A 13,243-nucleotide genomic window follows, 5' to 3' on the forward strand; every position below is an offset into this window, starting at 1 on the left:
TTTTTTAATAAGTCTCCTATAAAGATTAAATGATAGCATAAAAACAAGTAATGCAATGCCTTAAATTACTCGTCTTAATTTTATAAGTGTTTTTAAACCGAGGTATTTAAGGATATATGTTTATCTATAATAGTTATACTCAAAAATCAGAAGGCAAAAGCTTTCAATGTAAGAGCTATATTTTAGAAGTATCTATTCCTGTTTATCAACTTACAATTTTTTTTGCAACCACCTTTACAAAAAATCCTGCTTTGAGAATAAGAATTTCAATTTCTCATCAAAATCTCTCCTTCTTTCTATTTCGAAGTAAAAAAGTAATATTGTGAATATTATATTAAAAGTATTCTCAAATTAATATAGTTAATACTATTAATATTATGATTGAAATTAAGCTCTTAAAATTGAATTTAGGGTATGATTGACAAACTATAGGATTTAACCATGTTGAATCTCTAAAAATTGATTAAAACACTTAAATAATGAGCTTTAAATTCTTTTTATCTGTACCAAAATTATAATTCATCAAAATCTGACAGTAATTAATATTGTATTAATAATATTAAAATGAGAATATAGTTGTAATAATATTACTAATTAATATTATATTAACATTAAATTTTTTAGCTTTACACCACTTTGCTGACTCAATCCAAGTATTGATTTAAAATTTGATTGAAGTTCAGTTATGAGTGATCCAGAAATAAATTTTTATTCAGAATATTTTTTAGATATATGATCATTTGTATCACCAATCAGAAAGGTGGAGTAGGTAAGACCACCAGTGCTAGTGCAATGAGTAGTGCTTTGGCACAATTAGGCAAAAAAGTTATCGCCATAGATCTTGATCCGCAAGGTAATCTTTCGAGCAGTTTAGGTTTTGATGAACCTCAAAAAACAATAGAAGGTGTTTTGTTTAGTCAATATGATATTGAAGAAGCATTACACAAAGTGAATGATAATTTATTGGTTTGTCCGTCTACGAAGTCTTTAGGTAGTTTCGAAATAGAGATGTTAAATAAGATTGGCAGGGAAAAGATATTAACCAAGAAAATTGGGCATCTTGAAGAAATGTGTGATTTTATTATTTTAGATACGCCACCAAGTATAAACCTTTTAACTGTAAATGCACTTTCGTTAGCACAAGATGTTTTAGTACCTATTAATGCAGAAAAGTTTAGCATAGAGGGCTTAAAAGAGGTGTTAATCACTATTGATATGATTCAGGAAGAGATTAACCCTAAACTAAATTTTGTTGGCGCATTTTTTACCATGTTTAATAAGCAAAAGCTACTTTCTAAAGCCATGGAGCAAGAAGTAAACACACTTATTGGAGAAGATAAGGTGTTTAACACGAAGATTAGGGTAAATGTGGCTTTGCAAGAGGCTTATACGCTTGGACAGCCAGTTTATGAATATGCACCAGAAAGCCCAGGAGCTAAAGATTATATGAAAATTGCACAAGAATATTTAAAGACTTTGTCTTTTGCATGAAATAGAGAAGAGATTAATTAAACACCGCACTTATGAAAAAGAAGTCTGCAGATTTGTTTAAGGTGATTACAAAAAGTGGTGGGCCTGAGCATCCTTTAAAATCACTAGCCAAAAATACAGAAAGAGAAGAGCCAGAAGAAATTGAGGAAGATGATGATACCGAATATGAAGAGGAGGAACCAATAAGCAGGAGACCAACATCTTATAGGCCAAAACCCACTGTTGAGCAAAAAAAGCCTGTTGCCAGACCAAAACAGGTAGATATGAATAGCTCAGTACGCCAGACTTTTCTAATAAGAATGTCTATGATTGAGGCGATTAAAGATATTGTATATTATAAAAAGGTAAATGGTAATCTTTACTGCACGCAACAAGATGTAGTTGAAGAAGCTATTGAAGCCTTATTAGAAAAAATCGGTGATGTACCCGAAAGACCCGAGGAGGAGCGAAAAAGGGAACAACAGAAAAAACGAGGTAGAAAGAAAAAGTATGAATAATTGAAAGCCTTACAAAGCTCGTTTTAAATGCTTTGGTTAGTGAAGTTAAAGTTATAAACGAGTAAAATAAGGGAAGGAGATAAACAAGAAAGGGAATCTATTTATGATTCCCTTTCTTGTTTTAACTGGAAATTATATATTTCTATCAGTTTGGAGACCATAATGGGTTTCCTGCTTCAATAAATTTCACTGGGATTTCAGTAACAAAACCCTTAAGCCACTCGGCACAATAAATCATTCCAGATTCTTCTGAGTCTGCATGGCCCATAATAAATAGTGCTTTTGGTATACCAGCCGAATTTGCATCTCGCACATATTCAACCGTTTCCCATTCGCGGCCTTCTCCAATAATTAAAGCATCTACGTTAGGTTCATTTAGCATAGCAAAATGTCTGGCAGAACCAGCAGCGCCTAATACCATTCCTACATTTTTAATTTTCATGTCTGGGTTACCAACTACTCTTACTATGTCAGTACCGAAAGTTTTGCTAATTTCTTTCCCTAACTTTTTAGCAGTAGTTTCTGGAATGTTAAAAACTCGTTGATCTTCAACACGATACTTTTCCCAGCCAAAAGCCTCAATCATTCCTTTATAAATTCCATCGGGTTGAGTAGCATGCCAGTGATCGTGGAAGCGGAAGACGACCATGTTGTTATCTTCAATAAATTTGATTTTGGATTTTTGCACAGGATCATCTTCTAAAGGTGCTTTATCATCGAAGTGATTGTAAAAAGTGGGTTCATGCGTAATTACCATGTTGCAACCTTGTGCTTTTGCTTTTTTGAGCACATCGAGTGTTGCTAAAAAGGTAGTGGCAATTCCGGTTACTTCTGTTTCTGGAGTACCTGCTTTATAAGTGTCTACAGTTTCTGTTCGCCAGTCGCATGTTAAATTTTCTTTTATTCGAGAGATAACTTCACCTGCTGTAAGTGTCTTTTGGGCTGCTGCTTGTTGGTTTAGTTTCTGATTGAAAAATAATGGAATCGTAAAGCACAAAAGTGCTAATTGAAGCTTGGTTGGTAATAGCATATGAAATAGTTTAAGTTAAATTATTTATGTTTTTGATTTATAATTTCTCCTCTTTATTGTATTTAGGTGTTGGTCTATACCTTTGGAAAGGGATTTTTAACATCGTTACCAAATCGTTGGCGTCTTTTTCTCCCATATAAGTATCTACACCATATTTAAGTTTTTTATTATCAACTTTAATATAAGTACCAAACATCCTATCCCAAAAAAAAAAAATATTTCCGAAATTACTATCGGTGTATGGCATGCGATAGTGATGGTGTACCCGATGCATATTGGGCGAACAAATTACCAGAGATAGCGCATCGTCTAACCAGTTTGGCATATTTACATTTGAATGGTTGAATTGCGTAAACACCAAAGACAAAGTTTGGTAAAGAAAAACCATCCACATTGGTGTACCAACAATAAAAACAGCAATCGTGGTAAAAACAAAGCGGAAAATACTTTCGCCCGGATGGTGCCTGTTGGCAGTAGTAGTGTCTACATTTTGGTCTGTATGATGGATGAGATGGAACTTCCACATCCATTTTACCCGATGTTCCACATAGTGGACCAGCCAAGCACCTATAAGGTCAAGCAAGAGCAAACCAACAATGGCATATAACCAAACGGGCATGTCTATCCACTGGATAATACCAAAGTTATTAGCCACCACCCAGTCGCTCGATTTAACCAAGATGAAAGCAAATAAAAGGTTTATGAGCGCTGTGGTAAGTGTAAAAAAGATGTTGATAAGCGCATGTTTCCACTTATTGTATTTCAACTTAAAGAGTGGAACAGCACTTTCTACCATCCAAAAAAAGGCAAGTCCTCCCACTAGCAAGAATGTTCTGTGAGCTGTGGGCATATTAGAAAAGTAGTTGATAATAGTTTCCATTTTCATTCATATTTACTCTAATTTACTTTAACTTAAGTAGATATTGTAGTCAAAGCAGATAAGTAGAAATTGAATAGATCCATTTACAGATAAATCCAAAATCTTTAGTCAGTTTCTAAATATAATATTTCTGACTCAAGTTAAAAAGTGGAAAAGGGCATGAATAAAGCTAAAAAATGTAGTGTATGCCAAACAGATGTAATCGGTTTGTACTGTTATAATTGCGGTCAAAAAATTACAGGTAGAAGACTGAGTTTTAAGGAAATACTTGCTGAATTAACAGAAGGTATATTTTCTATTGAAAGATCTTTAATAGCTACATTTTATCATTTGCTAATTAAACCAAAGCAAGTTGTTGAAAACTATTGGGCAGGAAACCGAAACTATTACTACAGTCCGGTAAAAATGCTTACACTGGCACTTTTTGTTATTGGTATTCATCTCGTATTTGTAGATAAAGATATATTAGGTGTAAGCGTAAATATGAATGGAATTTCTAAGGAAATGTCTGCCATTTTTTCCCCTCAACTTTTCTTTATGGTATTGATGCTACCACTCATTTCCTTTACAACCTATATTACTTATTTTAAGCAAAAACACAATGCACTTGAGCATTTAACTTCAGTAACATATTTATTTGCTTTTTGGGCGGTTGTAATTACTGTTTTCTGGGACTTGTTAGAATTAATTTTAGGGAATCCTGAAAGCATCGGGGCATTTGCCTTGTTTTCTTTAGGCCTGTTTATATGGACGGCCAGAATATTTACTCGCTCTGCAAAATGGTACAGAATCGTGCTAAATACACTGGCCGAATTTTTTATTTTTTGCTTTCTAATTATCAGTCTAGTTGGAATTCTATACCTTTTTGATCCCAACACACTGGATGTAAGTGACTCTTAAGGTAAACTATTTTGAAAATCTTGATATTGGCTACTGTTGTTACTAGTTTCGGTACTACAGTTTTCCTCATCGGCTTTTTCATAGATTGCTTCTACTCTGTTATCTGGGTTGGGGTGAGTACTTAAAAACTCTGGTGTACCACCTGTACTTCCCTCTTCAATCATTTTTTCGAAGAAACCAGCAGCACCTGCGCAGTTATAAATAGTATTTCCTAAGTATTCCACAGAAGTTTCATCTGCCTCACTTTCATTTTTTCTACTGTATTGTAATGAGGCCAAACTACCAGCAATATCTTTTAATAGTTGTTGATTTTCGCCCAAAATAATTTCGAGTAATAATTGAAAACCGTATTGTCTAGTAAGTGCATCTGTAGAGTGTCTTTTGTCTGAATGTGCAATTTCGTGACCCATAACACCAGCAAGCTGGTCTTCTGTTTCTAAGTATTTAATTAAGCCAGTGTATACATATAATTTGCCGCCAGGAGTAGCAAAGGCATTTAATACGTCTTCATCAATTAAAAAAACTTCCCAGTTAAAGTTGTCTAGGTGTTGTACTTCTCCACTGTTTAATATGGTATTGGTTATACGATCTAAATGGCTATATGCTTCAGGATAGGCTGATCTCGACATCAAATTATATTCTCCACTGCTTTCGATTTCAGTTTTTACCTGTTCCCCGAATTCTTTATCCTGCTCTACACTAAAGAAATTTAAGTCACCGTCTTTATCACACGAGAGGAGGAATATTAGAAGTAAGGGAAAAAATAGTTTTTTTAACATAGCTGTATTTTATTATTTCTTTTAAAATGGTTTAGGGTTATTTCCTTAACTAGACTCACCTCGATTTTGATTTAAAAATTGTTAAAAAAATTATTACAAGAGCACCTTCGCTAAAAGGATGTGTTTAGCCCTTCATGACTTTTTACTTAACTCAAGATCAAGCTAATATGAATTGATTTACAGAATATTAGGGTGTTTATAAACATTATATGAATTGTTAGTAAAGTCTTAATTTGAAGCATTTATAATCTTTCAGCTCTTACTATTTTTCCGGGAAAAACAATGAGCTTTAACCTCCCTAATGTAAGAGATATTATATTTAAACAGGTTCATACCAATAACCTAGTTTATAACACCTGTTGGGAAGATCCAAGGTGTGATAGGCATCTATTAAAATTAAAAAGTGATAGTAGCCTTATAATGATAACCAGTGCAGGTTGCAATGCTTTAGATTATTTGTTGGACAATCCGCAAGTAATCCATGCCATAGATATGAACCCTAGGCAAAATGCTTTGCTTGAATTAAAGGTTGCCATTTTCCAACATGGAGACTATGAACACCTGTTTAAGTTTTTTGGTGAAGGTGCTTTTGAAGGAGCTGCGGCTTACTATCAAAAGAACTTGAGAGCACATTTGAGCGATTTCTCTAAAAAGTATTGGGATAAGAATATTGCCTATTTTAATGGCAAAGGTTTAAAGAAAAGCTTCTATTTTAATGGTACTTCTGGTTTGCTAGCAGGTATGCTCATGGCTTATATCAAAACCAAGCCAAAATTGTTTAAACTAGTTAATGCTTTATTTGAAGCCGAAACTCTAGATGAGCAGAAGAAAGTTTATAAGCAAATGGAGCCATTGCTATTTAATGAACCTGTAAAATGGTTGCTAAATAGACATATCACTATTTCTCTAGCAGGTGTGCCTAGGCCGCAACGACAGCTTATTATGGAGACTTATGAGAAGGAAGGTGTAGCAGGTTATGTGAAAGACAGCTTAAGACATATATTTTGCAACATATCGGTTAAAAACAACTATTTCTGGTATGTGTATGTATTTGGTAGCTACACGAAAGATTGTTGCCCAGAATATCTTAAAGAAGAAAACTTCGAAAAAATAAAAGCCAATTCCGACAGAATTAAGTTACATACCACTACCATTTCTCAATTCTTAAAAGACCATCCTGATAACTATTCACATTACATTTTGCTTGACCATCAAGATTGGTTAGCAGCTCACGATGTTGTTGCATTAAACGAAGAGTGGGAACTCATTTTGAAAAATAGTAAAAAAGACACCAGAATACTCCAAAGATCAGCAGCAAACAAAATCGATTTTTTTCCAGAGTTTATTATGCCTAAAATAGATTTTGAAGAAGAAATTACAGCGAGTTGGCATCTAAACGACCGTGTGGGGACTTATGGCAGTGTTTATTTGGGAATGGTAAAATAAATAAAAATTGAATATTAATTACGCTAAAACTACAATGACTTATACCACGATCAATGCCAAGCAGGCAGAAAAAATGAAGCGGTACTATATCTTTCATTCAAAGATATACGACCTCACCCGTTGGACATTTTTATTTGGAAGAAAACGACTAGTTAAAAATATTCCTTTTCAACCAACAGATAATTTTAGATTGCTTGAAGTAGGTTGTGGTACAGGTTATAATCTTGCCAAAATTCACGAACAGTTTCCAAATGCTGAGCTCACTGGAATAGACGTTTCTGATGACATGTTACAAATTGCAGAGAAGAAGACGCAAAAAGCAGGAGATAAGGTAAAATTGGTTTGTGAAGCTTATGGAGATAAAACAACTATAGAATCAGGGTTTGATGTGGTAATGTTTTCTTACTCACTCAGCATGATTAATCCATTTTGGGAAGATTTGCTAGAGCAAGCGCTAAGAGATTTAAAACCCGGAGGCTATTTGGCTGTAACTGATTTCCACGATTCAAAATTTGTCTCATTTAAAAAATGGATGGGAGTGAACCATGTAAAAATGGAAGGGCATTTATTTGAATGGTTGGATAAGTATTTCACGAAGCATCAAAGCAAAGTTAAAAAAGCCTATGCCGGAGTTTGGGAATACCTGATTTTTATTGGAAAAAAGGAGTTGTAGTTATTACTTAATTAATGTTAATATTACCATAAATTTAGTATTTATATATAAGTTTGTCCAGTCTTAAAACGCCGAAATTCTTTCAATTTCGGCGTTTTTGTTAATCGATTTTATAAACCTAGATTAAGTTATGGTCAAATTTTTCACATACTTGTTGCTTCTTTTAATGTTCACTTCGTGTGCAGGAAATTATAAGGCTCTTTATCCAGAAAGATTTAATTATACGAGTAATACATCATCGAGTGATGATTATGATTTCTATTATAGATATGATGTGCTCCATGAAAGAGAAAATAAGAAGTATGCAAAAAAGGAACATAAGAAAGGGATCAAGCTAGTCTCTATTAAAGTTGAAAATAAATCTGAACAAGATTTTGTTTTTGGAAAGGATTTGATCGTGCATTCTGGAAATACTCCAGTTACGTTGCTTGAGGCAAATTTTATTCATAAGCAATTAAAGCAAAACGTCCCTATATATTTACTATATCTGTTGCTGACACCTCTAGAATTTTATTCAACAAGCTCTAATGGCTCTACCAATTCAGTACCAATTGGATTGGCATTAGGCCCGGGAATTACCGTTTTGCAGATGGGTATTGCAGGTAGTGCAAATGGGAAGTTTAGGCAAGATTTAGAGATATATCTATTGAATGGAAAAACAATTCCTGCAGGTGAGACTGTATATGGTTTAATCGGTATAGTAGATTATGGATATAACCAGTTAATTCTTAAGTAACATTTAAAGACTTTAAATCAGCTATGAAAAAAACACTATTTACTATCATCATTTCTCTTCTTGCTTCTTTTACATTCGCCCAAGTTAAATTTGAGAAAGGATATTTTATAGATAACAACAATCAGCGAACAGATTGTCTGATTAAAAACTTAGGTTGGAAAAATAACCCCACAAGTTTCGAATACAAAGCATTAAAAGATTCTTCATCGACAAATACTCAAACAGCGACTATCGAAACAATAAAAGAATTTGGTGTAGAAGGCGCTTTTAGGTATTCCAGATTTACAGTGCAGATGGATAAATCATCTTCAGCAATAAGTGATTTAACAAAAGACAGAGAGCCAGTATTTGAAGAAGCTACCTTGTTTTTGAAATTATTAGTCGGGGGCAAAATCAATCTGTATGTGTACGAAACCGGCAAACTCACCAGATTTTTTTATAATACTCCAAGTGGTGATGTTAATCAATTGGTTTACAAGCTTTATAAAACTGAAAGTGGTGAAATCTCTAAAAATGTATATTATCAGCAACAACTTTGGAATGAGGTAAAATGTGAGGAGCTATCTATGAGTGATGCTAAGCGAGTAAGGTATTTACAAAATGATCTAATCAAATACTTTGTGAAATATAATGAGTGTGAAAATGCTGATTTGATTCTATTTCAAAAGGGAAAAAGCAAGATGCCTTTTAGTTTATCATTGAGACCGGGTGTTACCTTTGCCAATACCACAATGGAAAGTGTAAGTGATAATGAAATTGATTTTGGTAGTAAGACTAATTTAAGAATTGGGCTAGAGGCAGAGTTTGTATTACCCTACAATAAGAACAAATGGGCAATTGTAATAGAACCTACCTATCAATCTTTTGAATCTGAAGGGATGCTACTTACCCAAAATGTATCTTTTGAGTATCATTCAATAGATTTTCCTTTAAAACTCAGATACTATTCCTTCTTAAATGATAATTCTAAGATTTATTTAAATGCAGGAGTACTCACAAGTTTACTTTTTAATTCAGAGATCACTTTTGGAACTAATGATGTTCGTGCCTTAGATAATGATTTAAGTTTTACATTGGGTGCTGGTTATAATTTTAAAAATCGATTGAATCTAGAGTTTATCTTAAATGGAAGTCGAGATCTCACTAGAGATAATCTGAACTGGGAAACTAAATACAATGCATTCTCAATAATTCTGGGATATAAGTTGTTTTCTAATGCTAAAAACTAGTAAGCTGTTATAGAATTACATAGTTCATATTTCATTTGCAAATAGTTTAACTTTTTGTAATACAGATTATTAGCCTCATAATCAGGAGAAAACAATATTTGTGGATTAACTCTACATCCACCCATGATAAAACTGAGGCTTCTCTTTTTGTTTCTGTTACTCGCATGGAAACTGCAAGGGCAGGAACTTACCAATTCTTTTGCGAAGAAGTCTGTTTTAGCCAATGGTGATTTTCACAAAATAGCTGTCGATAGCTCGGGTGTTTACAAACTCGATTATGCTTTTTTCCAAAGCGTGGGCATCAACACTGATATACTTAATATCAACAGGATAAGGGTTTTTGGTAATCCGGGGGGGATGTTACCTCAAGAAAATAATGCGGCAAGGTACGATGACCTAATCGAAAATCACCTTTGGGTGTATGATGCCAACCATAACAAAGATTTTGATGCAGAAGATTATCTCCTTTTTTATGCACATGGTCCAGATAAAGTGATCTATGATGAGGAAAAGGAAATGTTTCTCAACCAAACTAATTTATATGCTAATACCAATTTCTACTTTATTGAACTTTTTAAAAGGAAGAGTGAAAAAATAGAAACAGCTTCTAATAAATCAGTTCTGCAAAATTCAGAAGCAATTAATAGCTTCGATTATTTCCAATACCACGAAACTGAAAGTATTAATTTGTTGAGTTCGGGCAGAGAGTGGTATGGCGAAAAATTTTCGCTAGATGAAACGCCAACCCATCATTTTCAACTAAAAGATTATTTACCCCAGAGCGAATCTGCCATAAGAATGTGGGTGCAAGCAATGAACAGAGAAACCGTGCCAGTTCATTTTGATATTGAACTCAATAACCAACATATCGGAGAGATTGATATTGATGCTGTGTCTAAATCTGCTTTTGGTGAAAAAGGCAATGTAAATGACTGGTATGACTATTTTAGTGTTGCCAATTTGTTAAGTGATAGTTTAAATGCCTCATCATCTTTAGATATTCAAATTTCATTAAGTAGTACTGGTGAAAATGCAGAAGCTTATTTGGATGCCTACGCCATTCAATTTGCAACTCAGTTAAAATGGAAAAATCATCAGTTTCATTTTCGCTCTTTAACTTCTAAAGAACAATCTGAAAATACTTATCAAGTAACAGGCTTGCCCGAGCGGGCAATGGTTTGGAATATTAGCCAGCCGGGTGTTCCTGTAAACATGAGTTTGATTTATGCTAGTGGAAATGCTTTTTTTATTGATGAGCATGAGGGTTTGCAAGAATACATAGCTTTTAACCCAGAACAATGTCCGAATCCTACTGGAATTGGAAAGGTGGAAAATCAGAATTTACATGGCATCACACCACCTGAGTTACTGATTATTACTCCTGACTCTTTGCGGTCTATTGCCAAAGTTTTAGAAAGATTTAGGGAGAATGTAGATGGCTTGTTAGTAACCACTATTTCGATTGAAAAAATCTATAATGAGTTTTCATCAGGCAGAAAAGATGTAACAGCTATTCGTAACTTTTTAAAGATGCTGTATGACCGAAATGGCAATAAAAGGCAATTGAAATATGTCTTGTTGTTCGGTGATACTTCTTACGATTATAGAGGAATTGAAAACAGCAGCGAAAACCTCATCCCAATCTATCAATCCAGAAATTCTTTGCATACAGTGCACAGTTATGCTTCTGATGATTACTTCGGTTTTTTGGACGACGACGAAGGTATTTGGAAGGAGGGTACATCTATTTACAGTGACGAAGTTCACGATCTTGAAATTGGCGTGGGCAGGTTGCCGGTAAGAACCAAGCAAGAAGCGCAAGAGATAGTAGAGAAGCTCATTCAATATCAAAACAAATCTAGTTTGGGCAGATGGCGAACACAACTGGGTTTTGTGGCAGACAACGGAGATGCAAATATCCACCAACTTCGCTCAGATTATCTGGCGACTCAAGTGGAAAAACAGCATGAGTTATACACACCAGACAGACTTTTTGTGGGGGCTTATCCCATAGAAACTGAAGGTAATAGCAAAGTGAGTACCGAGGGCAGACGTGTGTTAGATGAGTTTGTAGAAGAAGGAAAATTGATTATCGATTACATTGGGCATGGTGCAGAAACGGGTTGGACTAACGAAAAGATTCTTACCAATGGGCAAGCTATTAACTGGCGAAACTTGGATAATATGCCAGTTTTTATCACTGCTACTTGTGAGTATGGTAGGTTTGACGATTGGAAACAGAGATCGGGAGCGGAGCTTTCACTCATGAATCCGTTAGGCGGACCAATTGCTTTGGTAACTACCACGCGACCAGTGGTGGCATCTACCAACTTTAAATTAAGTGAGGCATTTTATGATGTGGCTTTCGAGCCTTTGGCAAATGGAGAAATGCCGCGTTTGGGCGACATCATCAGACAAACAAAAAACAACAGTGTTTCTGGGACTCTCAATAGAAACTTCTCGCTCTTGGGTGACCCTTCCATGAAATTAGCATATCCTAGTCTAAAGGTTTTTACAGCCTATTTGAATGATCAAACACCAAATGCCAAGCTTTCCATTAAGAGTGGTGAGAAGCTCACCGTGCAAGGTTATATCGGAGAAAAAGAGGAGAGAGTAAACGAGGGATTTGAGGGAATTCTTGAGGTGATTGTTTATGCTGCTCCGATTGAAAAAAAGACTTTGGGAGATAGCGATAATGAAAAAATGACTTACCACAATCGCGAAAAGGTTTTGTATAAAGGGAGTGCCAGTGTTTATAAAGGTAATTTTGAATTTACTTTTGTAATGCCTGACTTCGAAGAAAATACTGATGAGCAGTTGAAAATAAGCTTTTACGCCAAACACAATACTGAGTATATAGATGCAGCTGGATATTATTTATTAGATTCTGATGTAAGTGGAAATGATATTGAAAACACAGATCAGACACCACCAGAAGTAACTCTCTACCTCGATGATGAAAATTTTAATGCAGGAGATGAAACAGGTAAAAATCCAGTGTTGTATGCTCGCTTATTTGATGAATTTGGAATTAATACAGCAGATGAAGGTAAATCAATCAAGTTGGTGATTGATGATGAATTTGAAAAAACTTTTCAATTAAATAATTACTATGAGAATGATTTGGATTCTTATCAAGCCGGTTTGGTGAAATTCCAAATGCCTGAGTTAGAAACAGGCATTCATTTTATCACATTACAAGTTTGGGATAATAATGGTAACCAGACAGAAACTGGCTTGTATTTTAATGTTACTGAAGGCATACTTTCTGTTTTAGAAAACCTGATTGTGCACCCCAATCCATCTTTTGATGCTGTAAATTTTACTTTTCCGGTTACCAGTGCTGAAACTGGGTTTAATGTAAAAATCAATTTGTATGATGATAATGGGGCAATTATCCAAGAAATTGCGGGAGACTTTACACAAGGTTCAACAGAGGAAAAAACATTGCAGTGGAATGGAAAAGGTCCCGGAGGTTATGAGCTAAGTTCCGGAACCTATTTTTACGAAATCTTTGTGAACTACCACACTTCAAGCAAACTCGAAACCACCAGCGGTCAATTTGTTTTGCTGCATTAATTT

General features: G+C 34.6%; 11 protein-coding genes. 8 read left to right on the top strand and 3 right to left on the bottom strand.

Features of this window, described 5'->3' with window-relative positions:
* Positions 1–732 precede the first annotated feature (732 nt).
* Both OQ292_RS35220 and OQ292_RS35225 read left to right on the top strand, forming a co-directional pair.
* Entirely contained in the window at positions 733–1,491 is a 759-nt protein-coding gene (locus OQ292_RS35220; protein WP_284688957.1) for a ParA family protein, read from the top strand.
* Positions 1,492–1,523: 32 nt separating this feature from the next.
* Positions 1,524–1,988, top strand: coding sequence for a hypothetical protein (locus OQ292_RS35225; RefSeq protein ID WP_284688958.1), 465 nt, complete (start codon positions 1,524–1,526; stop codon positions 1,986–1,988).
* Between the two features lie 145 nt (positions 1,989–2,133).
* On the opposite strand, the gene OQ292_RS35230 is transcribed toward OQ292_RS35225, so the two are convergent.
* The gene (locus OQ292_RS35230; protein WP_284688959.1) at positions 2,134–3,018 is read right to left on the bottom strand and encodes a Nif3-like dinuclear metal center hexameric protein; all 885 of its coding nucleotides are present in this window, start codon (positions 3,016–3,018) and stop codon (positions 2,134–2,136) included.
* A 37-nt stretch (positions 3,019–3,055) separates the two neighbouring features.
* Positions 3,056–3,898: a sterol desaturase family protein gene (locus OQ292_RS35235; RefSeq protein WP_284688960.1), complete on the bottom strand. Its 843-nt coding sequence runs from the start codon at positions 3,896–3,898 to the stop codon at positions 3,056–3,058.
* 159 nt (positions 3,899–4,057) lie between these two features.
* On the opposite strand from OQ292_RS35235, the gene OQ292_RS35240 reads away from it, so the two are divergent.
* Entirely contained in the window at positions 4,058–4,798 is a 741-nt protein-coding gene (locus OQ292_RS35240; RefSeq protein ID WP_284688961.1) for a DUF3667 domain-containing protein, read from the top strand.
* Here the strand turns inward: OQ292_RS35240 and OQ292_RS35245 are convergent.
* Entirely contained in the window at positions 4,795–5,577 is a 783-nt protein-coding gene (locus tag OQ292_RS35245) for a M48 family metalloprotease (protein ID WP_284688962.1), read from the bottom strand. The genes OQ292_RS35240 and OQ292_RS35245 overlap by 4 nt on opposite strands.
* A 282-nt stretch (positions 5,578–5,859) precedes the next feature.
* Between OQ292_RS35245 and OQ292_RS35250 the strand changes: the two genes are divergently transcribed.
* The 5 genes from OQ292_RS35250 to porU all read left to right on the top strand — a co-directional run bounded on the left by OQ292_RS35250 (position 5,860) and on the right by porU (position 13,240).
* Positions 5,860–7,023 (top strand): BtaA family protein, encoded by a 1,164-nt coding sequence (locus OQ292_RS35250; protein ID WP_284688963.1) that lies wholly within the window; start codon positions 5,860–5,862, stop codon positions 7,021–7,023.
* A gap of 7 nt (positions 7,024–7,030) precedes the next feature.
* On the top strand, positions 7,031–7,696 hold the full coding sequence (locus tag OQ292_RS35255) for a class I SAM-dependent methyltransferase (protein ID WP_284688964.1): 666 nt from the start codon (positions 7,031–7,033) through the stop codon (positions 7,694–7,696).
* Positions 7,697–7,826: 130 nt separating this feature from the next.
* A complete protein-coding gene (locus OQ292_RS35260; RefSeq protein ID WP_284688965.1) occupies positions 7,827–8,432 on the top strand; it encodes a hypothetical protein in 606 nt (201 codons plus the stop codon).
* 23 nt (positions 8,433–8,455) lie between these two features.
* On the top strand, positions 8,456–9,661 hold the full coding sequence (locus tag OQ292_RS35265) for a porin family protein (protein ID WP_284688966.1): 1,206 nt from the start codon (positions 8,456–8,458) through the stop codon (positions 9,659–9,661).
* A gap of 123 nt (positions 9,662–9,784) precedes the next feature.
* Complete coding sequence (porU, locus tag OQ292_RS35270; protein WP_284688967.1) at positions 9,785–13,240, top strand: type IX secretion system sortase PorU; 3,456 nt, start codon at positions 9,785–9,787, stop codon at positions 13,238–13,240.
* The last annotated feature ends 3 nt before the right edge of the window (positions 13,241–13,243 follow it).

Source organism: Chondrinema litorale, from assembly GCF_026250525.1.
In the GTDB taxonomy this organism is placed as follows: domain Bacteria; phylum Bacteroidota; class Bacteroidia; order Cytophagales; family Flammeovirgaceae; genus Chondrinema; species Chondrinema litorale.

Coding starts and splice junctions, on each gene's coding strand:
- OQ292_RS35250 (WP_284688963.1), top strand. CDS start 5,860: ATGAGCTTTAACCTCCCTAATGTAAGAGATATTATATTTAAACAGGTT.
- OQ292_RS35235 (WP_284688960.1), bottom strand. CDS start 3,898: ATGGAAACTATTATCAACTACTTTTCTAATATGCCCACAGCTCACAGA.
- OQ292_RS35260 (WP_284688965.1), top strand. CDS start 7,827: ATGGTCAAATTTTTCACATACTTGTTGCTTCTTTTAATGTTCACTTCG.
- OQ292_RS35240 (WP_284688961.1), top strand. CDS start 4,058: ATGAATAAAGCTAAAAAATGTAGTGTATGCCAAACAGATGTAATCGGT.
- OQ292_RS35220 (WP_284688957.1), top strand. CDS start 733: ATGATCATTTGTATCACCAATCAGAAAGGTGGAGTAGGTAAGACCACC.
- porU (WP_284688967.1), top strand. CDS start 9,785: ATGATAAAACTGAGGCTTCTCTTTTTGTTTCTGTTACTCGCATGGAAA.
- OQ292_RS35245 (WP_284688962.1), bottom strand. CDS start 5,577: ATGTTAAAAAAACTATTTTTTCCCTTACTTCTAATATTCCTCCTCTCG.
- OQ292_RS35225 (WP_284688958.1), top strand. CDS start 1,524: ATGAAAAAGAAGTCTGCAGATTTGTTTAAGGTGATTACAAAAAGTGGT.
- OQ292_RS35265 (WP_284688966.1), top strand. CDS start 8,456: ATGAAAAAAACACTATTTACTATCATCATTTCTCTTCTTGCTTCTTTT.
- OQ292_RS35230 (WP_284688959.1), bottom strand. CDS start 3,018: ATGCTATTACCAACCAAGCTTCAATTAGCACTTTTGTGCTTTACGATT.